Annotated in this window: 20 protein-coding genes; 10 read left to right on the top strand and 10 right to left on the bottom strand. The window is 67.8% G+C overall.

The features are described from left to right. Nucleotides 1-108: 108 nt before the first annotated feature. The 8 genes from AC3WS4_RS19485 to AC3WS4_RS19520 form a co-directional block, all read right to left on the bottom strand. A complete protein-coding gene (locus AC3WS4_RS19485) occupies nucleotides 109-1,512 on the bottom strand; it encodes an efflux transporter outer membrane subunit (protein ID WP_492737532.1) in 1,404 nt (467 codons plus the stop codon). Nucleotides 1,513-1,523: 11 nt separating this feature from the next. Further along, nucleotides 1,524-4,700 carry an efflux RND transporter permease subunit gene (locus AC3WS4_RS19490; RefSeq protein ID WP_492737534.1) on the bottom strand — a complete coding sequence of 1,059 codons (3,177 nt, stop codon included), beginning with the start codon at nucleotides 4,698-4,700 and terminating at the stop codon, nucleotides 1,524-1,526. Between the two features lie 93 nt (nucleotides 4,701-4,793). After that, on the bottom strand, nucleotides 4,794-6,077 hold the full coding sequence (locus AC3WS4_RS19495; RefSeq protein WP_492737536.1) for an efflux RND transporter periplasmic adaptor subunit: 1,284 nt from the start codon (nucleotides 6,075-6,077) through the stop codon (nucleotides 4,794-4,796). 5 nt (nucleotides 6,078-6,082) lie between these two features. Beyond that, nucleotides 6,083-6,496: a hypothetical protein gene (locus tag AC3WS4_RS19500; protein WP_492737538.1), complete on the bottom strand. Its 414-nt coding sequence runs from the start codon at nucleotides 6,494-6,496 to the stop codon at nucleotides 6,083-6,085. A gap of 341 nt (nucleotides 6,497-6,837) precedes the next feature. Beyond that, on the bottom strand, nucleotides 6,838-7,449 hold the full coding sequence (locus tag AC3WS4_RS19505) for a TetR/AcrR family transcriptional regulator (protein ID WP_492737540.1): 612 nt from the start codon (nucleotides 7,447-7,449) through the stop codon (nucleotides 6,838-6,840). 46 nt (nucleotides 7,450-7,495) lie between these two features. After that, a complete protein-coding gene (locus AC3WS4_RS19510) occupies nucleotides 7,496-8,899 on the bottom strand; it encodes an FAD/NAD(P)-binding protein (protein WP_492737542.1) in 1,404 nt (467 codons plus the stop codon). Beyond that, on the bottom strand, nucleotides 8,896-9,789 hold the full coding sequence (locus AC3WS4_RS19515) for a TauD/TfdA dioxygenase family protein (RefSeq protein ID WP_492737543.1): 894 nt from the start codon (nucleotides 9,787-9,789) through the stop codon (nucleotides 8,896-8,898). The genes AC3WS4_RS19510 and AC3WS4_RS19515 overlap by 4 nt, the downstream gene beginning before the upstream one ends. A 372-nt stretch (nucleotides 9,790-10,161) precedes the next feature. Continuing rightward, on the bottom strand, nucleotides 10,162-10,626 hold the full coding sequence (locus tag AC3WS4_RS19520; protein WP_187141245.1) for an Lrp/AsnC family transcriptional regulator: 465 nt from the start codon (nucleotides 10,624-10,626) through the stop codon (nucleotides 10,162-10,164). Nucleotides 10,627-10,747: 121 nt separating this feature from the next. On the opposite strand from AC3WS4_RS19520, the gene AC3WS4_RS19525 reads away from it, so the two are divergent. Both AC3WS4_RS19525 and AC3WS4_RS19530 read left to right on the top strand, forming a co-directional pair. Then, complete coding sequence (locus AC3WS4_RS19525; RefSeq protein ID WP_492737546.1) at nucleotides 10,748-11,800, top strand: Leu/Phe/Val dehydrogenase; 1,053 nt, start codon at nucleotides 10,748-10,750, stop codon at nucleotides 11,798-11,800. Then, nucleotides 11,797-12,162: an ACT-like domain-containing protein gene (locus tag AC3WS4_RS19530; protein WP_492737548.1), complete on the top strand. Its 366-nt coding sequence runs from the start codon at nucleotides 11,797-11,799 to the stop codon at nucleotides 12,160-12,162. The genes AC3WS4_RS19525 and AC3WS4_RS19530 overlap by 4 nt, the downstream gene beginning before the upstream one ends. A gap of 21 nt (nucleotides 12,163-12,183) precedes the next feature. Here the strand turns inward: AC3WS4_RS19530 and AC3WS4_RS19535 are convergent, their stop codons facing one another. Both AC3WS4_RS19535 and AC3WS4_RS19540 read right to left on the bottom strand, forming a co-directional pair. Continuing rightward, nucleotides 12,184-12,483, bottom strand: a complete 300-nt coding sequence (locus AC3WS4_RS19535) for an enoyl-CoA hydratase-related protein (RefSeq protein ID WP_492737550.1) — start codon at nucleotides 12,481-12,483, stop codon at nucleotides 12,184-12,186. 198 nt (nucleotides 12,484-12,681) lie between these two features. After that, the gene (locus AC3WS4_RS19540; RefSeq protein WP_492737552.1) at nucleotides 12,682-13,713 is read right to left on the bottom strand and encodes an AraC family transcriptional regulator; all 1,032 of its coding nucleotides are present in this window, start codon (nucleotides 13,711-13,713) and stop codon (nucleotides 12,682-12,684) included. Nucleotides 13,714-13,823: 110 nt separating this feature from the next. Between AC3WS4_RS19540 and AC3WS4_RS19545 the strand changes: the two genes are divergently transcribed. The 8 genes from AC3WS4_RS19545 to AC3WS4_RS19580 all read left to right on the top strand — a co-directional run bounded on the left by AC3WS4_RS19545 (nucleotide 13,824) and on the right by AC3WS4_RS19580 (nucleotide 22,538). Next, complete coding sequence (locus tag AC3WS4_RS19545; protein WP_492737554.1) at nucleotides 13,824-14,801, top strand: quinone oxidoreductase family protein; 978 nt, start codon at nucleotides 13,824-13,826, stop codon at nucleotides 14,799-14,801. A 12-nt stretch (nucleotides 14,802-14,813) separates the two neighbouring features. Next, a complete protein-coding gene (locus tag AC3WS4_RS19550; RefSeq protein ID WP_492737556.1) occupies nucleotides 14,814-15,662 on the top strand; it encodes a TauD/TfdA dioxygenase family protein in 849 nt (282 codons plus the stop codon). Between the two features lie 21 nt (nucleotides 15,663-15,683). Continuing rightward, the gene (locus AC3WS4_RS19555; protein WP_492737558.1) at nucleotides 15,684-16,748 is read left to right on the top strand and encodes a beta-keto acid cleavage family enzyme; all 1,065 of its coding nucleotides are present in this window, start codon (nucleotides 15,684-15,686) and stop codon (nucleotides 16,746-16,748) included. Between the two features lie 15 nt (nucleotides 16,749-16,763). Next, complete coding sequence (locus tag AC3WS4_RS19560) at nucleotides 16,764-17,348, top strand: RBBP9/YdeN family alpha/beta hydrolase (RefSeq protein ID WP_492737560.1); 585 nt, start codon at nucleotides 16,764-16,766, stop codon at nucleotides 17,346-17,348. Beyond that, on the top strand, nucleotides 17,345-17,728 hold the full coding sequence (locus tag AC3WS4_RS19565; protein WP_492737562.1) for a carboxymuconolactone decarboxylase family protein: 384 nt from the start codon (nucleotides 17,345-17,347) through the stop codon (nucleotides 17,726-17,728). Before AC3WS4_RS19560 ends, AC3WS4_RS19565 begins: the two co-directional genes overlap by 4 nt. Nucleotides 17,729-17,773: 45 nt before the next feature. Further along, on the top strand, nucleotides 17,774-19,072 hold the full coding sequence (locus tag AC3WS4_RS19570; protein ID WP_492737564.1) for an MFS transporter: 1,299 nt from the start codon (nucleotides 17,774-17,776) through the stop codon (nucleotides 19,070-19,072). Nucleotides 19,073-19,083: 11 nt separating this feature from the next. Then, nucleotides 19,084-20,082: a YeiH family protein gene (locus AC3WS4_RS19575; RefSeq protein WP_492737566.1), complete on the top strand. Its 999-nt coding sequence runs from the start codon at nucleotides 19,084-19,086 to the stop codon at nucleotides 20,080-20,082. 101 nt (nucleotides 20,083-20,183) lie between these two features. Next, entirely contained in the window at nucleotides 20,184-22,538 is a 2,355-nt protein-coding gene (locus AC3WS4_RS19580) for a TonB-dependent receptor (protein WP_492737568.1), read from the top strand. Nucleotides 22,539-22,789 lie beyond the last annotated feature (251 nt).

A 22,789-nucleotide genomic window follows, 5' to 3' on the forward strand; every position in this document is an offset into this window, starting at 1 on the left:
TGCGAGGAGCCGGAGGCGACGAAGCAATCCAGAGTAGGCGTAAACCGCTCTGGATTGCTTCCCCCGGCTTTCGCCGGGGTCGCAATGACGGCGTTTTTGGGCGTTAGGTCAGCCTTTCGTCCACCGCCCGCCGAGCGCGCGGAACAGATCGACCTGGGCGTCGGCGATCCTTGCATCCGCCAGCGCCAGCGCGCCTTCCGCCTCGGCGAAGGTGCGTTCGGCGTCGAGCGCTTCGAGCCCGTCGATCGCGCCTTCACGTTGCTGGGCGCGGGTGATCTTGACCGCGATCCCGGCCTCGTCGCGCGCCGATTGCAGCGCGGTGCGGCGGTCGAGCATATGCGCGTAACCCGACAGCGCGGTCTCGGTTTCCTCGAGCGCGCGCAGGACGGTGCCGTCGAAGGTGGCGAGCGAGGCCTGAGTATCAGCCTCGGCTCCCGCGATGCGGCCGCGGATCGCTTCCTGGTTGCCGAAGCTCCAGTTGATCAACGGCCCGAGCAGCCAACGCAGCGGGCCGCCGCCGAACAGATCGCCGAGGCCGCCGCTGGTCTGGCCGATCGAACCGCCGAGGATGACCTTCGGATACAGATCGGCGGTCGCGACCCCGATCCGCGCGGTGGCGGCGGCGAGGCGGCGTTCGGCGGCGGCCACATCGGGGCGGCGCGCGAGCAGCGCGGCGCCGTCGCCGACCGGGATCGGCTGGTCGAGGCGGAGCGTCGTGGTGCGCGCGGCGGCGATCGGCGGCAGGTCGGCGGGGGTGCGGCCGGTGAGGGTAGCGAGGCGGAACAAGGCGGCGTCGCGCTCGGCGGCGATCGCGGGGATGTCGGCTCGGCGCTGGTCGCGCAAGGCGGCGACGCGCGCGGTGTCGAGGCGGGTCGTGAGGCCGACCTCGGCGCGGCGCGCGGTGAGCTTTACCGACTGGTCGAGCAAGGCGACGATCCGTTCGGCGACGCCAAGCCGTTCGGCCGACGAGGCGGCGTCGGCATATGCGCGCGCGGTTTCGGCGACGACGGTGACGCGCACCGCATCGGCATCGGCCTCGGCGGCGGCGAGGTCGCCGCGCGCAGCCTCGACCCCGCGGCCGACGCGGCCGAACAGGTCGACCTCATAGCCGACGGTCAGCCCGGCATCGACCTGCCACCCCTCGCGGTCGGCGCCCGCGGGCACCTGGCTCGCGGCGGCGCGGCCGTAATTGGCCCCGGCGCTGAGGTTGGTGCTTGGCAGGCGGTCGCCGCGGACTTCGCGCAAAGCGGCGCGCGCCTTGGCGATGCGCGCCACCGCGACGCGGACGTCGGTGTTGGCGGCGAGCGCGTCGGTCACCAGCGCGTCGAGCACCGGGTCGTCGTAGAGCCGCCACCAATCGGCGTCGGCGGGCGCGGCGGTGGTGACCCCGGCTTTCGTCGAGAGGAAGGGGCCGGACGCCGTCACGGGGGAGGGGGGTGTGGCGAAGTCCGGCCCGACCGCGCACGCCGCAAGGGTCAGCGCGGATACGGTGGCGATGAGAAAATTGCGCATGGGCTTTCTCCTTATTCGGCAGGCTGGAGCACGGGATCGGCGGGTCCGCTGCGACCCCGGCGGGCGGCGAGGCGGTCGCCGAGCGTGCGGCAGACGACATAGAAGGCGGGCGTGTAGATCAGCCCGAAGAAGGTGACCCCGATCATCCCATAGAAGACCGCGGTGCCGAGCGCCTGGCGCAGCTCGTAGCCGGGGCCCGAGGCCCAGACGAGCGGCGCCACGCCGAGGATGAAGGCGAAGCTGGTCATCAGGATCGGGCGGAGCCGCGCGCGCGCCGCCGCGACCGCCGCCTCGACGATGCTCGCGCCGCGTTCCTCGGCCTGCTTGGCGAATTCGACGATCAGGATCGCGTTCTTCGCAGCGAGCGCGATCAGCACGATGAGTCCGATCTGGGTCAGGATATTGTTGTCGAGACCGCGCAGGTTCACCCCCGCCATCGCGGCGAGCAGGGTCATCGGCACGATCAGGATGATCGCGAGCGGCAGCGTCAGGCTTTCGAACTGCGCGGCGAGCACGAGGAAGACGAAGATCACCGACAGCGCGAAGATCAGCGCCGCGACATTGCCCGCCGCCTTTTGCTGGAACGCCAGATCAGTCCATTCGGCCGAAAAGCCCGCGGGCAATTTCTCGGCGACCTTTTCCATCACCGAAATCGCCTGGCCGGTGGAGTAACCGGGCGCGGTCTCGCCATCGACCTCGACCGCGGGGAAGAGGTTGTAGCGGGTGACGCGATAGGGACCGGTCCGGTCGCTGAAGGTCGCGACCGCGCCGAGCGGCACCATCTGACCGGTGTTCGAGCGCGTCTTGAGCTGCGCGATGTCCGACGGATCGTCGCGCGCCGCCGCCTCGGCCTGCGCGGTGACGCGGAAGGTGCGCCCGAGCAGGTTGAAGTCGTTGACGTACGCCGAGCCGAGATAGACCTGCAGCGCCTCGAACACCCGCGCCGGCGGCACGCCGAGCATGTCGGACTTGGCGCGGTCGATGTCGGCGTACACGCGCGGTGTCGCGGTGTTGTAGAGGGTGAAGACGTTGGCGAGTTCGCCTTGCTTATGCGCTTCGCCGATCAGCTGGCCGCCCGCCTGTTCGAGCGCCTGATAGCCGGCGTCGCTGCGGTCCTGCACGATCATACGGTAGCCGCCGCCGTTGCCGATGCCCTGGATCACCGGCGGCGGGATGACGAAGACGAAGGCGTCGTTCACGTCGGCGAGCGCCGCGCGCATGTCGTCCTCGATATTGCGTTCGGTGCGGTCGGTGCCCGCGCGCTCGGCAAAGGGCTTGAAGGTGACATAGGCGGCGCCGGCGTTCGACGCCTGGGTGCCCGAGGCGCCGTCGAAGCCGGCGAACATCACCGCCGCCTCGGTGCCGGGGACCTCGAGCAGCTTCTTCACCACCTTCTTGAGCACGGCGTCGGTCTGCTGGATCGAGCTGCCCGGGGGGAGCTGGATCGCGGCGAGCGCATAGCCCTGGTCCTGCGCGGGCACGAAGCCCGCCGGCGTCGCCCAGAATATCCCGGCGGTCGCGGCGATCAGCGCGCCATAGGTGAGGAACGCCTTGCGCGGGGCGGCGACCACGCGGCGCACGGTCGCGGCATACCAGTCGCTCAGCCGGTCGAAGCTGCGGTTGAAGCGGTCGCCCGCGAGCCAGGCGTAACGCCGCCATCCCGACGCGGGCGCTTCGGTCGGGCGCGGGCGCAGCAGCATCGCGGCGAGCGCGGGCGACAGGGTGAGCGAAAGGATGAGCGAGATCACGGTCGCGGTGGCGATCGTCACCGCGAACTGGCGATAGAATTCGCCGGTGATGCCGGTGAGGAAGGTCGTCGGCACGAACACCGCGCAGAGCACGAGCACGATCGCGACGAGCGCGCCCGACACCTCGTCCATCGAGGTGTGCGCGGCTTCGCGCGGGCTGAGGCCATGCTCCATATTGCGCTCGACATTTTCGACGACGACGATCGCATCGTCGACGACGATGCCGATCGCGAGCACCAGCCCGAACATCGACAAAGTGTTGAGTGAGTATCCGAGCCCGGCGAGCACCGCGAAGGTACCGATCAGCGACACGGGGATGGCGATGACCGGGATGATCGCGGCGCGCCAGCTTTGCAGGAAGATAAGGATGACGAGGACGACGAGGATCATCGCCTCGAGCAAGGTCTTTTGCACCGCGGTCATCGATTCGCTGATGAACTCGGTCGGGTTCCAGATGATCTTATACTCGAGCCCCTTCGGGAAGCTCTTCGACGCTTCGGCGAGTTCGGCCTTGATCCCCTCGGCGGCGGCGAGCGCGTTGGTGCCCGGCCGCTGGGTGACACCCATGATGATCGAATCCTGGCCCGAGAGATAGGCGTTCACGCCATAGTCCTCGGCCCCCAGCTCGACGCGCGCGACGTCGCTGAGGCGCGTGATCGCGCCGTCGGGCGCGGTGCGCACGATGATGTTCGCGAATTCGCCTGCGGTCTTGAAACGGCCTTGCGTCTCGACGCTGAGCTGGTGCGCGGCGCCGGTGTCGAAGGGCGGCTGGCCGACGGTGCCGGCGGCGACCTGGACATTCTGTTCGCGCAGCGCGGTGACGATGTCGCCCGCCGTCAGGTTCAGCGCAGCGGCGCGGCCGGGGTCGATCCACACGCGCATCGCATAGTCGCGCGCGCCGAAGACCTGGACGTCGCCGATGCCGTCGACGCGGGTCAGCCGGTCCTTGAGCTGGGTCAGCGCGTAATTGGAGACATAGCTGCGATCGAGCGAACCGTCGGGCGAGAGGACGTTGACCGCCATCAACCACGAGGGCGAGGTCTTGCGTACGACGACGCCCTGCCGCCGCACTTCCTCGGGCAGGCTGGGTTCGGCGAGCGCGACGCGGTTCTGGACGAGCACCTGCGCGGTGTCGAGATCGGTGCCGAGCTTGAAGGTGACGGTGATCGTCAGCCGGCCGTCGCCGGTCGATTGCGACGACTGGTAGAGCATATTGTCGACGCCGTTGATCTGTTGCTCGATCGGCGCCGCGACGGTGTCGGCGACGGTCTCGGCCGAGGCGCCGGGGTAATTGGCGCTGACCGTCACCGTCGGCGGGACGACCGCGGGGAATTGCGACACGGGCAGCCCGAAATAGGCGAAGGCGCCGACGATCGTGATGATGATCGCGATCACGCCCGCGAAGATCGGGCGGCGGATGAAGAAATGGCTGAGACGCATGGCGAGCCTCCTCGGCCCGCTAGGGGGCCGGCAAGATGGTTTGATCGGGTTGGGCGAGGCCGCGCCGGACGGAGCCGGCGCGGGTCGCGGGACTTAGGGCGCGAGCGTCGCCTGCGACGCGGCGGCCGGCTGGCTCGCCCCCGCCGGCGCGGCGGGCGCGGCCTTGGGCTGGATCGTGGTCGGCTTGGCGGTGACCTTGGCGCCCGGCTGGGCGAACTGGATACCCTGCACGACCACCCGGTCGCCGGCCTTGAGCCCCGAACGGATGACGCGCAGCCCGGCGACGAGCGGGCCGGTCTCGACCGGGCGCGCGGCGACGGTGCCGTCCTTGCCGACGACGAACAATTGCTTGCGCGCCTGGTCGGTGCGCACCGCGGCGTCGGGGACGAGCAGTGCCGACACCGTCCCGCCCTGCGCGAGGCGCATATTGCCGAACATGCCGGGGGTCAGGAAATAGTCGGGATTGTCGATCACCGCGCGGACGCGCAGCGTGCCCGAATTGGCGTTGATCGCATTGTCGGCGAAATCGACGCGGCCCTTCCAGCGATAGCCGCTTTCGTCCTGCAGCCGGATCTCGACCTGCTGCGCCGCGGCGCCGCCGGCCTGGCGCTCGCGCTGGGCTTTCAGGAACAACGCCTCCGAGCTGTCGAAGTTGAAGTAGATCGGGTCGAGCGCGTTGATCGTCGTCAGCAGGCTGCCGCCCGCCCCTTCCCCGGCGGCGACGAGGTTGCCCGAGTCGACGCGGCGGTCGGAGATGCGGCCGCCGATCGGCGCGCGCACCTGGGTGAATTCGACGTCGAGCGCGCGCGAGCGGACGCGGGCGTCGGCCGCGGCGAGCGCCGCAGATGCGGCGCGCACCTTGGCGTTGAGCTGGTCGAGGTCGCTTTGCGACACCGCTTCGTCGGCGATCAGCCGGTTAGCGCGCGCGAGGTTGACGCGCGCGAGTTCGAGGTCGCTGCGTGCGCTCGCGGCATCGGCGCGCGCCTCGGCGAGCGCGGCGTTGAACGGGCGGGCGTCGAGGGTGAAGAGCAGCTGGCCCTTGCGGACGATCTGGCCGTCGGTGAAGTGGACGCCGACGAGCTGGCCCGAAACACGCGGACGCACCTCGACCGCGCGGCTCGCCTCGAAGCGGCCGACATAATCGTCCCATTGGGTGATCTCGCGCACCAGCGGCGCGGCGACGGTGACGATCGGCACCGGCGGCGCGGCGATCGCCTGGCCGCCCCGCTGGCTGAGGCCGTAGCCGCCGGCGACGACGAGCGCGATCGGCAGACCGATCAGCGCTCCGCGACGCCAGCGGCTCGGTTTCTTGACCGTGCCGGGGACGAGTTCGACCTCCCGCGCTTTCGCGCGGTCGAAGGGGGAGAGCATGTTCATGTTTCTTACTTTCGGAAGAGGCGGGTACTGAGCACATCGGCGACGCGCCGGCCGAGCAGGTCATAATGGTCGGTGGTGAAGCCCGCGCCGAGGAAGGCGTCGATCTGCACGGTCGTCACCGCATAACCGTGGTGCCAGGTGAGCACCGCCATGCGGCGCAGCGCCTCGAGCCTCGGGTCGGCGAGGCGGCGGTTGTAGCTGTCGCCGAACAGCGCGCCGAGCAGGCGGCCGATGCGGCCGGGTTCGCGGAGCGATGATGGCCGGTCGTGACGCGCAAGCATCACGACCGACCATTCGAGCGCCGAAAAGCCTGCGGGACGGGCTTTCGGCGCCGCGGAGGCCGCCACGGGGGCAAGGGCGGCGACACGAGCGGGGGCAAGGGCGAAGTCGAGCGCTTCGTTGACGGCGAGATAAGCCATGATTGTCCTCCTTGAATGGGGGTGCCGGGCACAAGGGGGCAGAAGCCCCGGGATGCTTGCGCCCGGCGAGGGGAGATTGTGGATGAGCGAAAGGGTTCGTCCGCCGCGTGAAAACGGGGTCCGTCGCCTGATCGCGAGAATGTTGCTTATGTGCCCGGGCGGTCCCTAGGCGGTTCTACATGTCCTGGTGCGCATCGGCGTTCCCTTCGCGTCTTCGCAGCCTGCCTAACCGCCAAGCCACCTTCTGTACTGTCCGGTATATAACCTGAATCAGGATCGCGTCAAGAGTTTTATACCGCCCGGTACGAAATAATTTAATCTGGCGTTCAGGCGCGCATTTGTCAGGAACTGGGCCAGAGCGTCATGCTGGTATCGACCAGCCGTTCGAGCTCGGCGCGGGTCGCGCCGGCACCGGCCTGGACGGTGATGCCCTGGAGCAGCGCATAAAGGACGCTGGTCAGCCCCTCGGCGTCGACATGGGCGGGGATATCACCCTCGGCCTTGGCGCGTTCGAAGCGCTCGACGAGCAGGCGCTGCGACGAGGCGCGGCGGCGGACGACATCGGCCTTGATCGACTCGGCCTCGGGGCTGCAGGCGAGCGACGAGATCAGCCCCATGCAGCCCTTGGGATCGCTAGAGCCGCCATGGATTTCGATCGCGCCGCGCAGATAATATTCGGCGACCTTGCGCGCGGTCGGCTGCTCGAGCGCGGTGCGGCCATATTCGAGCTTTTCCTGCTCGTAGAGATCCAACGCCTTGTGAAACAAGGCTTCCTTGTTACCGAAAGCGGCGTAGAGGCTGGGCTTGGTGATGCCCATCGCCTCGGTCAGGTCGGTCATCGACGCGCCGTCATAGCCCTTCGCCCAAAAGACGTGGAGCGCTTCGGCGAGCGCCTGATCGACGCAAAATTCGCGCGGGCGGCCCTTGGGTGCGGAGATGACATCCTGTTCCATAACGGTCGGTATATAATATGCCGCCCGCGAAAGTCCAGAGGCGCCCCTAAAGCCCCTCGCCGCCGGTCCAATGCGCGTTGACCAGTCGCCGCGCGAGCGCGCTGACCTGGTTGCGGATGTCGGGCACCGCGACGACCTCCCACAAATCGCCGCGCGTCATCGGCCCGATCGCGAGGATATGCTCGGCCGGGCGCCCGTCGCGGCCGACGACATGGCCATCGCGGTCGATGTCGAGCCCGAGGCGCAGCGCGTCGGGGCGGATGAGCCCCTGTTTGAGCAGGCGGCGGACGAGCGGGTCGGTGGCGCGGAGCAGGTCGCCCTGCGGCCCGGTGCAGTTGACGATCCGCGCGACGTCGAGCCGCTGGCGGCGATCCTCGCCGCGTGGGCGCCAGTGCACCGCGACCCCGTCGAGCCCGGCGGCGACCTCCTCGATCTTGCCGGCGCGAAAGACGAGGCGGCGCTCGGCGATCAGCGCGTCGATGCGGTCGGCGACCGCGGGGGCGAGGCGGTGGCGGTGGACATCCCAGAAGGGGCGCAGGTGGCGCAGGAAGCGCGCGCGCTTGTCGGCATCGGCCGACGCCCACATCATCTGGGTGATCGGGCGGATCGAATCGACCGTCAGGCGCCAGTCGCCCTGCTGCGCCGCGGTGCGCGCCCAGCGCACCAGGTCGGACAGTTCGGGGGCGGGTTTGGCGAGCACCGGACGCACCGGCGCGAGGCCATCGACATGGCGATGCGGGCGCAGGCCGCGGCGCGACATCGCGACGATCCGCCCTTCGAACCCGCTGGAGACGAGCCGCAGCACGACGTCGACCGCGGTCAGCCCGGTGCCGACGACCAGCACCGTCTGGTCGGGTTTCAGCCCCTCGCTGAGCGGCCCCGTCCACGGGTCGCCGACATAATGCAGCGGCGTCAGCCCGCCGCGCGCGATCGCCGGATGGTCGTGCGGCGGCAAATTGCCGATCGCCAGCGCGACCTTGTCGGCCTCGATCAACCCGCCGTTGACGAGGCCGAGGGTGACCTTGCCGCCATGTTCGGCGATGTCGAGCACCTCGTCATCGATCAGTTGAAGCCGGCGGCCATATTTCTCCATCGCCAGCCCGAGCGTTTCGCGCAGATATTGGCCATAGGTCGCGCGGCTGACGAACGCCTTATCGCAGCCGAGCCCGCGCGCGGCGAGCCAGTCGCAGAAATGGCCGGGGCGATCGGCAAAGGCGCTCATGTTGCCGGCGCGGACGTTGAGCAGATGGTCGGCATCGGGGCTGCTGTACGCGACCCCGGCGCCCATGCGCCGCCGGTCGCGCTCGATCAGCAGGACCTCGACGTCATCCTGTTCGAGCAGGTTGATCGCGAGCAGGGTGCCCGAAAAGCCGGCGCCGACGATCGCGACGCGGGTCGCGGTGCGAAAGCGTGGACGCGGCCCGAGGAGCATCGTGCCGTCGAACTTCACCGCGTCACCACGTCGCCCGACACGGTCACCCGTTCGAGCGCGCGATATTCGGGCCAATAGTCGCCGACCGCATAATGCTGGGTCGAACGATTGTCCCAGATGCCGATCGCATTGGGGGTCCAGCGGAAACGCACCTGATATTCGGGCACCTTGATCCGGTCGAACAGCAATTTGAGCAGCGTGTCGCTCTCCTCCTCGGGCACATCGACGATGCGGCTGGTGAAGGTGTAGTTGACGTAGAGGATCTTCTCACCGGTTTCGGGGTGGGTGCGCACCACCGGATGGCGCACCGGCGGGAAGTCGCGCGCGAGCTGGGCGCGCTTTTCCTCACTCACACGGCCGCCGAAGCTGCGCACGATGTCATGTTCGGCCTCGAGCTCCTCGATGCGGTCCTTCACGGGCTGCGGCAGCCCGGCGTATGCCGCGGCGGTGTCGGCCCACATCGTGTCGCCGCCGAGCGGCGGCAGCACCCGCGCGCGCAGGATCGAGGCGATCGACGGTTGCTGGCGGAAGGTCACGTCGGTGTGCCATTTGTTATAGGCCTGAAACGGCGCGAGGGTTTCGGCGGTGAGCTGCACCCCCTCGACGCCCTCGATGCGCAGGATTTCGGGATAGCCCTCGACATGCGGGATCACCGGATGGCCTTCGAGTTCGCCGAACATGGTGCCGAGCCGGACATGGCTTTCGTGGCTGATGTCCTGATCGCGGAAAAACACGACCTTGAAGCGTAGCCAGGCGGCATGGAGCAGCTCGGCCTCAGCATCGGTCAGCGGCCGGTCGAGGTCGAGTCCGGCGATTTCGGCGCCGAGCGTCGTCGTCGCGGGCGAGATGGCGATGCCCAGCGAGCGGGCCTGTTCGAAAATATCGGGGGTCTGCGGCAGCGTGGCCATGCACGATCCTCTCTTGTCTCAAAGGGCGGGATCGGTCGACTCGGCTTACGTCCCGACATCCGCCCAACATAATTCAACTGAATTAATTGACAAGAGCGCCGCGACAGCCCGCGCGAAAGCCACGACTGGCCGCAGAAAGCACGGCGAGGCTTTTGCACGGTGCTTGGCCGGTTCGGGCGGGAGTGGCCATCAAAGCTTCCCTGTGGCCGCAAGCCATAGGGAGGGGGACCGCCGCCGCAGGCGGTGGTGGAGGAGCCGAAAGCTTGCACGACGCCTGACGGCGTCGGCCCCTCCGTCAGCGGCTTCGCCGCCGCCACCTCCCCATCGCTACGCGACAGGGAGGATCTTACGTAGCCGCCCGAACGGCAGGAATCAGGCGATCGGCAGCGCGCTGGTCGACTTGATCTCCGACAAGGCCACCGTCGAATTGATTTCCTGCACCCCCGGCAGCTTGCTCAGCCGGTCGAAGAAGAATTTCTCGTACGCGTCGATGTCCTTCGCGACGATGCGCAGCATGAAGTCGGTGCTGCCCATGAGCACAAAACAGTCGAGCACCTCGGGGAAATCGCGGATCGCGGCGCCAAATTCGTCGAGATTGGCGCGGCCATGCGCGTTGAGCTTCACCTGCGCGAAGATATGCGCGTTGAGCCCGACCTTGCGCCGGTCGACCAGCGCGACGCGGGCGCGGATATAGCCCTCCTGTTCGAGCCGGTTGATCCGCCGCCAGCACGGCGTCGCCGACAGCCCGACGCGCTCGGCGAGTTCGGCGGTGGTGAGGCTCGCGTCCTGCTGCAATTCGCGGAGGATTTTTTTCTCGAAGGGATCAAGATCAGTCATATCTACTCACATATCGACAATTTCGAGATAATCCATCCCGTAATAGCGGCATTCGTACGCTATTGAGGCAAGTTTCTCCCCGCCAGCCGCGCGATAAGCGGCGCGCAAGGAGGAGTATCCCATGGTCGTACAGGTTTCCCGCATGACGCCCGCCGCCGAGGTCGTCCGGCTCGAGGATCCCGCATCGGGGCTCGACGGGGTCATCGTCATCCATTCGACCGTGCGGGGTCCGGGCGCGGGCGGCTGCCGGTTCTGGCCTTATCCCGACCTTGCCGCCGCGGGCGCCGACGCCTTCCGCCTGGCCGAGGGGATGAGTTACAAGAATGCGATGGCCGGCCTGCCCTTCGGCGGCGCCAAGGCGGTGCTGCGACGCCCGGCGGGCGATTTCGACCGCGAGGCGCTGTTCCGCGCCTTCGGCCGCGCGGTCGCGGAGCTTGGCGGCTCCTATGTGACCGCCGAGGATGTCGGCACGACCGTTTCCGACATGCACAGCATCGCCGCGGAGACGCGCCACGTCGCGGGGCTGGCCGCCGAGGGTGGACGCGCGGGCGGCGATCCCTCGCCCTGGACCGCGCAGGGCGTGTTCGACGCGATGGAAGCCGGTGCGGCGCACGCTTTCGGATCGAGCCTGCGTGGGCTGACCGTCGCGGTGCAGGGCACCGGTAACGTCGGCGGCGAACTGTGCCGCCGCCTTGCCGATGCCGGCGCCGACCTGGTGATCGCCGACGTCAATCCCGAGCGGCGCGATCGGCTGGAAAAGATCCTCGGCGCGCACGTCGTCGATGTCGCCGACATTCATCGGGTCGAGGCCGACATCTTCGCCCCCTGCGCGCTCGGCGGCGCACTGACGCCCGAAAGCGTCGCGGCGATGAAGGCGAAGCTCGTCTGCGGCGGAGCCAACAACCAGCTGGCGTCGCCCGAGGTCGCCGACCTGATGCTGGCGCGCGGCATCGCCTATGTCCCCGACTATGTCGCCAATGCCGGCGGCATCATCAGCGTGTCGGCCGAATATCTGGGCGAAAATCGCGCCCATGTCGTCGCCCGCGTCGCACAGATCGGCCCGCGGGTGGCGGCGCTGCTCGAGGCGGCGGCGCGCGACCGCCGGTCGCCCGCGCTGGTCGCCGACCGCCTGGCCGAACGATTGATCGGCGGCGTCGACCGGATCGCGGCTTGAGCCAGCGATTCGAGATATGGGTGCAGGACGACCCGCAAGCCCTCCTGCGCGTTGTCGGGCTGTTCGCACAGCGATCGCTGATCCCCGAGACGATGACCGTCAGGCGCGCCGACGACACCCTCCATGTCGCGCTTGTCGCCGAACTCGACGCGGCGCGCGCCGACATATTGGTCGCCAGGCTGCGCGAAGGGGTGATGGTCATCGCCGCATCGCGGCACGACGCGGGCGCGGCGCTTGACGGGGCGCCGCCAGCCCGGATGGACTCCGGTACGGGAATGCCGTCCCCGGCTCGCGGGTACGATCGAGCAAGCGCATCCGAGCCACAGCAGATTGCATGCCCCCCTCGCCAAATCCGGCTGTGATGTCTCCGCGCCGCGAGCGGCTTAGCAGCCCTGAAATTCGGGTCGCCGTTTCTGCATGAAGGCGCGCGGCCCCTCGCGTGCATCCTGGGTCGCCGAAACAACCGCCGTAAGCCTGGTTTCGATTTCGAACGCCTCCAGCAGCGGGAGTCCCGTCGTCAGCAACATGGCTTCCTTGGCTTTCTCGAGCGCGACCGGTGCACCAAGGGCGACACGCTCTGCCATTTCGAGCGCAACCCGCATGAGATCGGCGGGCGCGGCTATCTTGTTCGCGATGCCAAGCTGCCGGTGCAGCCGCGACGGCGCGGCGCCGCCCGCGATCATTCCGCGTCGCTCTTCGGTACAGGCGAGGCTCAATCAACGCAGGGCCAGCGACCTTCGTTCGGCGTATAGCGAACGCGAAGCTCCGATACGGGAGGCCCAGATCGGTAAAATCGCGAAGGCCGGCAAATTTTTTCAAGCCATCGGGTCGCTCTGTCGGCAATGGGCCGGTTGCCGCCTGTCCGGTTCTGGCGCGTCCGTTCAAAACGCGGACGGCGTGGGTTGCCTCTGGACCGCCGAAATGCGCCATTGACGCGGCGACAGGCCGAACATCTGGCTGTGCCAGCGGGTGTAGGCGCCGATCGATCCATAGCCGAGCATTTCGGCGACATCGGTGATCCGCGTGCGCGGATTGGCGAGATATTGCGTCGAAAGCTGCATGCGCGCCCGGTTGAGAAGGTCGCTGAAGCTTGTCCCGTCGGCGTCGAGCATCCGCTGCAGCGTCCGCACCGTCGTTCCCATCGATTCGGCGCAATATTGAATCGTCGCGCGCCCCGAAGGCAGGAGGAGCATGATCAGCTGCTCGACCTCTTGCGAGGCGGTGCGCATCGCGGGGTTCATCACCGACGAGATCAGCTCGCGCGCGTGGCCGGCAAGCGCGGAATCGGCATGCGCCGCCGGCCGGTCGAGATCGGCCGCCGCGATCACGAGACCGTTGAACTCGCAGTCGAAGGTGACCGTGCAATGGAACAGCCGCCGATAGACCTGCATCTCGGGCACCGGCGGCCTGGCGCGCGAAAAACAGACCGAGAGCGGCGACCAGCCATCGCCCAGCACGCTCGCGCAGAGGCGCGCGAGAACGCCCAGCGCGAGATCGGAGGACTGCCGATGCGGTTCCGGACTGCTCAGCGCGAAATCTTCGCGCAGCACGACCTCCTCACCGAAGGGTTCGACATGCAGGACGAGGGTCGAGTTGATCTGGTTGCGAAATTCGGTGATCGCCTGAAGCGCGAGGCGAAGCGTCGGCTGATGCGCGATCAACAGGCTGGCGACGCCGAGATTGGCGAGCGCCCGCTCCTCGGCCATGCGAAGGCCGAGCGTCTCGCACCCGGTCGCTTCGGCGCTGCGTTCCAACAGGCGCATCGTGGCGCGCGCCGAAATCAATTGTTCGGGATTCGCGAACAATTCGGGCGACAGGCCGCATTCGCGGAGCAGGGGCCGCGGGTCGGCGCCCAGCCCCTGCATCGCCGGGAAATAGCCGGTCAGCGCCGCAACGCGGACGAGTTCGGCCACGCTTCTCTCCTTCGATCGCGCCATTGGCGTCTATTGCCAAAATTATGTCATGAAATGTGAAAAGTACAAGGGAGCGCTGCTCTACCTCCATCGAAACGGGAGAGTATGAGATGGCAAAAGCCGTTCGCTTTTATGAAACTGGTGGCCCCGAAGTTCTGCGGGTCGAGGATGTGGCGGTCGGCGACCCCGGTGCGGGCGAGGTCCGCATCCGCCATGCCGCCGTCGGCTGCAACTTCGCCGACACCTATTTCCGCTCGGGCTATTATCCCGCACCGCTTCCCGCCGGGATCGGCGTCGAGGGTGCCGGGGTGATCGAGGCGGTCGGCGACGGCGTCACCGGCTTCGCGCCCGGCGACCGCGTCGCCTATAACGGCAGCCCGCTCGGCGCCTATAGCGAGGCGCGCGTCATGCCCGCGGCGCCGCTGTTCAAGCTGCCCGATTCGATTTCGTTCGAGGACGCCGCCGCGTCGACGATGCGCGGCCTGTCAGCGACCTACTGGCTCGCGAAGACCAACCCGTCGATGAAGGCGGGCGACACGATCCTGCTCCACGCCGCCGCCGGAGGGGTCGGGCTGCTCGCGGTCCAGCTCGCCAAGCTGATGGGGCTGCGCGTCATCGGCACCGTGTCGAACGAAGCCAAGGCCGAAAAGGCGCTGTCGCTCGGCTGCGACGAAATCATCTTCTACCGCCGCGAGGATGTCGCGGCGCGGGTCAAGGAATTGACCGACGGCGAAGGCGTGACGACGGTGTTCGACAGCGTCGGCAAGGACACGTTCGTGGGGTCGCTGAAATCGCTGAAGCGCCGCGGCGTGTTCGTCGCCTGCGGCACCGCGTCGGGGCCCTTCCCGCCGGTCGACGCCTTCCAGCTTCTGATGCAGGGGTCGGTCTATTTCACCCGCCCCGGCTTCGCCGACTATTATGCCGACCCCGCCGAGCGCGCCGAATTGTCGGACCTGTGGTTCGGCCATCTGGCGGCAGGCCGCGTCAAGGTCGAGATCGGCCAGCGCTACGCCCTCGACGACTGTGTCGCCGCGCATCGCGAACTCGAAGCCGGCCAGACGATAGGATCATCCATCTTCGTGCTCTGAGGGAGAGAGGCGATGAAGATCGAAAAGCTCACCACCCATATAGGTGCCGAAGTCCGCGGCATCGACCTCGCCGAAGTGGCGCGCAGCGACGATCTGTTCGGCGAAATCCGCGCCGCGCTACTCGCCCACAAGGTCTTGTTCCTGCGCGATCAGGACATCGCCCGCGCCGACCATGTCGCCTTCGCCAGCCGCTTCGGTGCACTTGAGGATCATCCCGTGGTCGGCAGCGACCCCGATCATCCGGGGCTGGTGCAGATCTACAAGGACGAGACGTCGCCGCCCGATTATTATGAGAATAGCTGGCATTGCGACGCCACCTGGCGAGATGCACCGCCGCTGGGCGCGGTGCTCCGCTGCGTGACCTGTCCGCCGGTCGGCGGCGACACGATGTGGGCCAATATGGCCAAGGCCTATGCCGACCTGCCCGACCCTGTGAAGACGACCATCGCGCCCCTGAAGGCACGCCATTCGATCGAGGCGAGCTTCGGCGCGCGGATGAGCGAGGACCAGCGCCACGCGCTGAAGGCACGCTTCCCCGATGCCGAGCATCCGGTCGTCCGCACCCATCCCGAAACCGGCGAGAAGATCCTGTTCGTCAACGGCTTCACGACGCATTTCACCAATTTCCACACCGCCGAGAATGTCCGCTACGGTCAGGATTATGCGCCGGGAGCCAGCCAGCTCCTCGCCTTCCTGATCGGCCGCGCCGCGATCCCCGAATATCAGGTGCGCTGGCGCTGGCAGCCGAACAGCGTCGCGATCTGGGATAACCGCTCGACGCAGCATTATGCCGTCATGGATTACCCGCCCACGATCCGCCGCATGGAGCGCGCGGGCATCGTCGGCGACCGCCCCTACTAATTTCGTTCAAGGAGAGAGAATATGCAGTTTCTCGACGACAGCCTGCGTCCCGAAACGCAGGACAAGCTGGTCATCACCGTGGCGCCCTATGGCCCCGAATGGCACCCCGACGATTTCCCCGAGGATATTCCGCTCACCATGGAAGAGCATATCCAGAAGGCGGTCGACTGCTACAATGCCGGCGCCACCGTGCTCCACCTCCACGTCCGTGAAGAGGATGGATCGGGGTGCAAGCGCCTGTCGAAATTCAACGAGCTGATCGCCGGGGTGCGCGAGCGTGTGCCAGACATGATCATCCAGGTCGGCGGCTCGATCTCCTTTGCCCCCGAAAGCGAGGAGGAAGGCGCCGAAGCGAAATGGCTGTCGGACGAGGTCCGCCACATGCTCGCCGACCTCAAGCCCGCGCCCGATCAGGTGACGATCGCGGTCAACACGACCCAGATGAACATCATGGATCTGATGACCGACGAGGAATATGGCCAGACCTCGCTCGCCAATCCCGCGCTGTATCAGGCCTATCGCGAGATGGTGGTGCCGGCGGGCCCGCAGTGGGTCGAAGAGCATCTGCGCCGGCTGACCGCGGCGGGCATCCAGCCGCATTTTCAGCTCACCTGCATGCCTGACATGGAAACGGTCGAACGACTCGTGCGCCGCGGGCTCTACAAGGGTCCGCTCAACCTGACCTGGGTCGGCATCGGCGGCGGCTTCGACGGGCCGAACCCCAATAATTTCATGGAGTTCATCCGCCGCGCGCCCGATGGATCGACCGTCACGCTCGAATCGCTGATGCGCCATGTGCTGCCGGTCAACGTCATGGCGATGTGCCTCGGCCAGCATGTCCGTTGCGGCATCGAGGACACGCTCTACGACCAGCACGGCAACAAGATGACTTCGGTGCAAGGAGTCGAGCAGATCGTCCGCATCGCAAAGGAGCTCGGCCGCGAGGTCGCGACCGGCAAGGAAGCGCGCGAAATCTACAAGATCGGCGTGCAGTATAATTCGGTCGAGGAAACGCTCGCCAAGCTCGGCATGGCGCCCAACCGCCAGCCCGGCCAGCGCGCGCTGCCGCTGCGCTACGCGGCCTGAGGCGGGAGCGCGGCGATGGCCTTCGGCGGCGACACGACGATCCTCTTCGTTCCCGGGCTTCGGGATCATGTCGAGGATCATTGGCAGACCCATGCCGCACGGGCGATCCCCGGCGCGGTGACGGTCGCGCCGCTCGCCGCCGACCGGCTGAGCCGCGCGGGGCAAGTCGCGGCGCTCGACGCCGCGCTCCGCGCCATCGACGGCGAGGTGGTGATCGTTGCGCATAGCGCGGGGTGCCTGACGACCGTCCATTGGGCGCTGGCGCCGACACGGCCGATCCGCGCGGCGCTGCTCGTCGCCCCCGCCGACATCGAAAACCCGCTTCCCGCAGGTTATCCCGAACCGCCCGCGCTCAAGCAAGGCGGCTGGTTCCCGATCCCGCGCAAGCCCCTCCCCTTCCCGGCGATCACCGTCGCGAGCCGCAACGATCCGCTCGCGGCGTTCGATCGGGTCGCCGGGTTCGCCGACGCGTGGGGCACGGCGCTGCACGACGCCGGTGAGGTCGGGCATCTCAATCCGGCGGCAGGCTATGGTCCATGGCCCGAGTTGTTCGGGTTGCTCGGCCGGCTTGACGATCATGCCCGGAGGGCGGCGCTGTGAGCGCCACCCCGATCAGCGACGCGATGCGCGCGGGCGGCCAGTGGAACGCCGCGTGGGACGAGATGGCGGCGCTCGACCCCGAATGGCTCGAAACCTTCCTCGCCGCGGGCACCTTGCCGTTGCGGCGCGGGGTTCTCGATCCCAAGATTTACGAATTTCTTGCAATCGCGGTCGATGCCTCGTGCACGCATATGTATGCGCCGGGCACGCGCCGCCACATCGCCGCCGCGCTCGACAAGGGCGCGACGCCGGAGGAAGTGATGGCGGTGCTCGAAGCGGTTGCAGTGCTCGGACTGCACTCGGTCGCGCTCGGCGCGCCGATGCTGGCCGAGGAAATGAAGGCACGCGGACTGACGATGGCCGACGGCGGGGCCGACTGACATGCAATCGCCCGCCCATCCTCGAACGACGCAAGGGAGGCGGCAATGGCGGTAATGGCACCTGCGGCGAGTCCCGGCGTCGCGATGAGCGGCCCGCGCGATACGACGCTCTATGGCTGGATCGTCTTCGCGCTGAGCTTCGGGCTCCTGATCTCGGACTATATGGCGCGGCAGGTGCTCAATGCGGTCTTCCCGCTGCTCAAGGCCGAATGGGCGTTGAGCGACGCCGAACTCGGGCTGTTGTCGGGGGTCGTCGCGCTGATGGTCGGGCTGCTGACCTTCCCGCTCTCGCTTGCCGCCGACCGCTGGGGCCGGGTGCGCAGCCTCGCGTTGATGGCGGCGCTGTGGAGTTTTGCGACGCTCTTTTGCGCGGTCGCCGCGAGCTATGAGCAAATGCTCTTCGGCCGCGTGATGGTCGGGGTCGGCGAGGCGGCCTATGGCAGCGTCGGCATCGCGGTCGTGATCAGCGTCTTTCCGCAGCGGCTGCGCGCGACGCTGTCGGCCGCGTTCATGGCGGGCGGGCTGTTCGGGCAGGTCCTCGGCGTCGCGATCGGCGGCGAGATCGCCGCGAGCCACGGCTGGCGCACGGCTTTTGCCGTGATCGGACTCGGCGGTCTCGCGCTTGCAATCCTCTATCCGCTGGTGGTTCGCGAGAAGCGGATCGCCGAGATCGCCGGGTCGACCGGGTCGCCAACCGATGCGCCCGGTGCCGCCCCGCGCGCGTCGCTGCGCGCGCTGTTCGCCAACCGCAGTGTGCGGCTGGCCTATCTCGCAAGCGGGGTGCAGCTCTTTGCTGCCGGCGCACTCCCGGCCTGGCTGCCGAGCTATTTCAACCGCTACTATGCGATGCCGGTCGACGCGGCCGGGCGCATGGCGGCGCTGTTCCTGCTGATCTGCGGCTGCGGCATGGTGCTGTGCGGCATGGCGAGCGACCGCGCGGCGCAGGGCCGACCCGACCGCAAGATATTGCTCGCTTCGGGCTATGGCTTCGGCAGCGCGATCGCACTCAGCTTCGCGCTGATGCTGCCGCCGGGGCTGCCGCAACTCGTGCTGCTCGGTATCGCGATGTTCCTTGTCGCCGGGACGACCGGCCCCGCCGGCGCGATGGTCGCGAACCTGACTCCCGCCGCGCTCCACGGTTCGGCCTTCGCGACGCTGACGCTCGCGCACAACCTGCTCGGGCTCGCGCCGGGGCCGATCCTGACCGGGCGGATCGCCGACACGGTCGGGCTGCTCGACGCGCTGCGTTTCCTGCCCGCCGCCGCCGTCATCGCCGCGCTGCTCTTTCTCGCCGCGCGGCGCAGCTATCTCGCCGACCTCGATACGGTCGCCGCCCAACCCTAGGAACCCGCCTCATGCCATCCCTTGTCACGCGCGTCGCCGCACCGGTGCCGGGCCTTGCCATCGCGCTCGTCGTCGCCGCGACCGCGACCTTCCTGTCCCAACATTATGACGCCCCGGTCATGCTTTATGCGTTGCTGCTCGGCATGGCGCTCAACTTCGTGACCGAAGCGCCGCGCGGACAGGCGGGGATCGACTTCGCCGCCAAGGGACTGATGCGGATCGGGGTCGCGCTGCTCGGCTCCCGCATCGGCTGGGATCAGGTCTCGGCACTCGGCTGGGGGCCGGTGGTGATGGTCGTGACACTGGTCGGCGCGACGATCCTGATCGCGACCCTCGCGGCGCGCGCGATGGGGTTCAACCCGCTGTTCGGCTTCCTGTCGGGCGGCGCGACCGCGATCTGCGGCGCCTCGGCGGCGATGGCGCTGTCGGCGGCGCTGCCCCCGAACGACCGGAAAGAGCAGGCGACCCTGTTCACCGTCATCGGAGTATCGGCGCTGTCGACGACCGCGATGGTGCTCTATCCGCTGATCACGCGCGCGCTGGGGCTGGGCGATCATGCCGCCGGCATCTTCATCGGCGCGACGATCCATGACGTCGCGCAGGTCGTCGGGGCGGGTTATGCGATCTCGCCCGATGCCGGCGACACCGCGACGATCGTCAAGCTGCTCCGCGTCGCGATGCTGCTGCCCGTCATCCTCGTCGCCGGACAGATCAGCCGGCGCGAGGCGGGTGCGGCCGGGACCGAACGCCCGCCGCTGCTGCCCTGGTTCGTCGTCGCCTTCGTCGCACTGGTCGCGCTGAACAGCCTCGTCACGCTGCCATCGACGATCACCGAGGCGGGAAACACGCTGTCGAGCTGGTGCCTCGTCACCGCGATCGCCGCGATCGGCATGAAGACCCGGCTCGGCGACCTGGTGCAGGTCGGCTGGAAGCCGGTCGCGCTGATGGTCGGCGAGACCGTGCTGCTCGCAGCGATGGTGCTCGGCTGGCTCGCCATCGCGCCACTGTGACGCGCATTGCAAAAAACCTGTCGTGAAATGTGAAATATCGCCGCCCGAGCGCCGATAGCTTTCGATCAAAGATCGCCAATAGATCATCCTGGGAGGGAAATATGAAGACGATTGCCTGCACGAGCCTTGCCGCCTTCGCCGCCGCACTCGCGGCCACGCCCGCCGCCGCACAAGACGCGCGCGCCGCCGACGTCGCGGCCGACATGGGCGACACGATCGTCGTCACCGCGCAGAAGCGCGCCGAGAATATCCAGGACGTGCCGATCTCGATCGCAGCGGTCAGCGGCGAGGCGATGGAAAGCGCCAATGTGCTGACCGTGATGGACCTCGGCCGCGTCGCGACCAATTTCCAGACGGTGCGCTCGTCGAACACCGGCTCGACGCGCATCGGCATCCGCGGCGTCGGCAGCCTCGCCAACACCCTGATCGAACCGAGCGTCGCGGTGTTCGTCGACGGCGTCTATGTCCCGCGCTCGGGCTCGATCCTCGGCGCCTTCCTCGACATCGACGGGGTCGAGGTGCTGCGCGGGCCGCAGGGCACCCTGTTCGGCCGCAACGCGAGCGTCGGCGCGCTGTCGATCCGCAGCGCACTGCCCGAGAATGAATTTTCGGGCGCGGTCTCGGCCGAAGCCGGATCGTTCGATCGCTACAAGCTGTCGGGGCACATCAATATTCCGCTCGGCGAAAACGTCTCGGCACGCGTCGCGGCGATGGGCCAATGGTATGACGGACCGTGGAAGAACCGCTACGACGGCAGGACCTATGGCGGGTCCGACGACGTCGCGGTGCGCGGCACCGTCAAGGCCGAGTTCGGCAATCTCGAATGGATCGTGCGCGGCGATTATGTGCGGCTCGACGGCGACGGCGTCGTCAATTTCGACTTCGACCCCGCCTCGGTCGCCCCGGCGCGCCTCGCCTTCCTCCGCGCCGCGTTCAGCGGTGGCCCCGACACCAATTTGAACGACCGGGTGATGAACCAGTCGGTCGCATCGGGGCTGCTCGACAAGAATTGGGGCGTGTCGAGCACCGCCTCGCTCGACATCGCCGGCGGATCGACGCTGCGCCTCGTCAACAGCTATCGCAAATGGACGAACGACCAGCTCGACGGCGACATCATCTTTCTGCCCGTCCCGCTCGCGACACGGCGCAGCCTGTTCGATTCGGGCAGCTGGAATCACGAGCTGCAGTTCATCTCGCCCGAACGCGAATGGCTGGACGGTCATTTCGACATGGTCGCCGGCGTCTATTATTTCGAGGAAAAGTTCGCGCTCGGCGAGCAGCTCAATATGGACACGCAATATTGCAACGTCCTCGTTCCCGCCGGGCCGGGGCGCACCGCCTGCGCCGCCTATTACGCCAGCACCGGGGGCATCGCCGCGACCGATCAGGATGTGTTCCAGAAGGTCCGCAGCATCGCCGCCTATGCGCAGGGCAACATCTACCTCGCCGACGCGCTGACGCTGACGCTCGGCGGGCGCTGGACCAACGACCGCAAGCGCGGCAGCTATTCGCAGCTCTCCAGCCCGTTCACCCAGACGATCCGCGCGCCCGAAGTGCTGGACTATCCCGGCCTCTCCGAAAGCCGTTTCACCTATCGCGTCAGCCTCAACTACAAGCCGGCCGACGATGTGATGCTCTTCGCCACCCATTCGACCGGCTACAAGTCGGGCGGCTATAATTCGGGCGGCGGCATACCTTCACTGTCGACCTTCGACCCGCAGGGCAATCTGATCTCGACGCGGCGCGTGTTCGATCGCGAGACGGTCAAGAATTACGAGTTCGGTGCCAAGACGAGCTGGCTCGACCGCGCACTGACCGCGAACATCACCTTTTTCCGCATGGACATCGCGGGCTTTCAGGATCGCGCCTTCGACGGGGTCAGCTTCGTCGTCCGCAACGCCGGAAATTTGCGCCAGCAGGGCTTCGAACTCGATCTGCGGCTCGCGCCGACCAATCGCTTCTCGCTCTCGGGCTCGCTCGCCTATCTCGACTCCGAATTCACCGATTTCGCGGGTGCCTCGGGCCTGCCGGGCATCGGCGGCACGCAGGACCTCACCGGCAAACCCAACAGCTTCTCGCCCGCCTGGTCGGGCAATGTCGGGGTCGACTGGAACGGCGACATCGGGTCGAGCGGATGGACCTGGGCGGCGAACGCCAATGTCGCCTTCGTGTCCGACCAATATGTCGGCACCGTCAACGACGCCAATCCGCAATCGATCGCCGACGGTTATGCGCTGCTCGGTGCGCGGCTGGCGCTGAACGGCCCCGATGACCGCTGGTCGCTCGCGATCTTCGGCAGCAACCTCACCAACACCCATTATCGCCCGCTCGCGGTCTATCAGCCGCTCGGCGGGGCGCTCGGCCTCAACAACGGCGCCTTCCCGGGGAGCACGGCGAATCGCGTCCTCGCGAACGAACCGCGCACCTATGGCGTCAGCGCAACGATCCGGTTTTGAAGCCAACGCTGCGGCACGTTGCTAGCGACGTCGTGCCGCAGTTGGCCGTTTGCGGACATTCAGCTTTTAGTTTGAGATTCGGCAAAAGCAGACGCCGCTGCGGCCGCTGCGGGTCACGCACGTCATAGCAGGAGTACCGTCCAACAACCCCGGAGCCAGTGCCACCCGACCGTCCCGCCACGAACGAGACATTGAAGAGCAGGCTTCCGGGCGTGGGGATTCACCACCGATTGCATGGTCAGGCTGCCGCG

It is taken from the genome of Sphingopyxis sp. EU05-FHT14B03 (assembly GCF_058790875.1).

Coding starts and splice junctions, on each gene's coding strand:
- AC3WS4_RS19485 (WP_492737532.1), bottom strand. CDS start 1,512: ATGCGCAATTTTCTCATCGCCACCGTATCCGCGCTGACCCTTGCGGCG.
- AC3WS4_RS19535 (WP_492737550.1), bottom strand. CDS start 12,483: ATGATCGCGGGCGGCGCCGCGCCGTCGCGGCTGCACCGGCAGCTTGGC.
- AC3WS4_RS19575 (WP_492737566.1), top strand. CDS start 19,084: ATGCCATCCCTTGTCACGCGCGTCGCCGCACCGGTGCCGGGCCTTGCC.
- AC3WS4_RS19550 (WP_492737556.1), top strand. CDS start 14,814: ATGAAGATCGAAAAGCTCACCACCCATATAGGTGCCGAAGTCCGCGGC.
- AC3WS4_RS19505 (WP_492737540.1), bottom strand. CDS start 7,449: ATGGAACAGGATGTCATCTCCGCACCCAAGGGCCGCCCGCGCGAATTT.
- AC3WS4_RS19520 (WP_187141245.1), bottom strand. CDS start 10,626: ATGACTGATCTTGATCCCTTCGAGAAAAAAATCCTCCGCGAATTGCAG.
- AC3WS4_RS19500 (WP_492737538.1), bottom strand. CDS start 6,496: ATGGCTTATCTCGCCGTCAACGAAGCGCTCGACTTCGCCCTTGCCCCC.
- AC3WS4_RS19555 (WP_492737558.1), top strand. CDS start 15,684: ATGCAGTTTCTCGACGACAGCCTGCGTCCCGAAACGCAGGACAAGCTG.
- AC3WS4_RS19580 (WP_492737568.1), top strand. CDS start 20,184: ATGAAGACGATTGCCTGCACGAGCCTTGCCGCCTTCGCCGCCGCACTC.
- AC3WS4_RS19515 (WP_492737543.1), bottom strand. CDS start 9,789: ATGGCCACGCTGCCGCAGACCCCCGATATTTTCGAACAGGCCCGCTCG.
- AC3WS4_RS19490 (WP_492737534.1), bottom strand. CDS start 4,700: ATGCGTCTCAGCCATTTCTTCATCCGCCGCCCGATCTTCGCGGGCGTG.
- AC3WS4_RS19495 (WP_492737536.1), bottom strand. CDS start 6,077: ATGAACATGCTCTCCCCCTTCGACCGCGCGAAAGCGCGGGAGGTCGAA.
- AC3WS4_RS19560 (WP_492737560.1), top strand. CDS start 16,764: ATGGCCTTCGGCGGCGACACGACGATCCTCTTCGTTCCCGGGCTTCGG.
- AC3WS4_RS19570 (WP_492737564.1), top strand. CDS start 17,774: ATGGCGGTAATGGCACCTGCGGCGAGTCCCGGCGTCGCGATGAGCGGC.
- AC3WS4_RS19545 (WP_492737554.1), top strand. CDS start 13,824: ATGGCAAAAGCCGTTCGCTTTTATGAAACTGGTGGCCCCGAAGTTCTG.
- AC3WS4_RS19525 (WP_492737546.1), top strand. CDS start 10,748: ATGGTCGTACAGGTTTCCCGCATGACGCCCGCCGCCGAGGTCGTCCGG.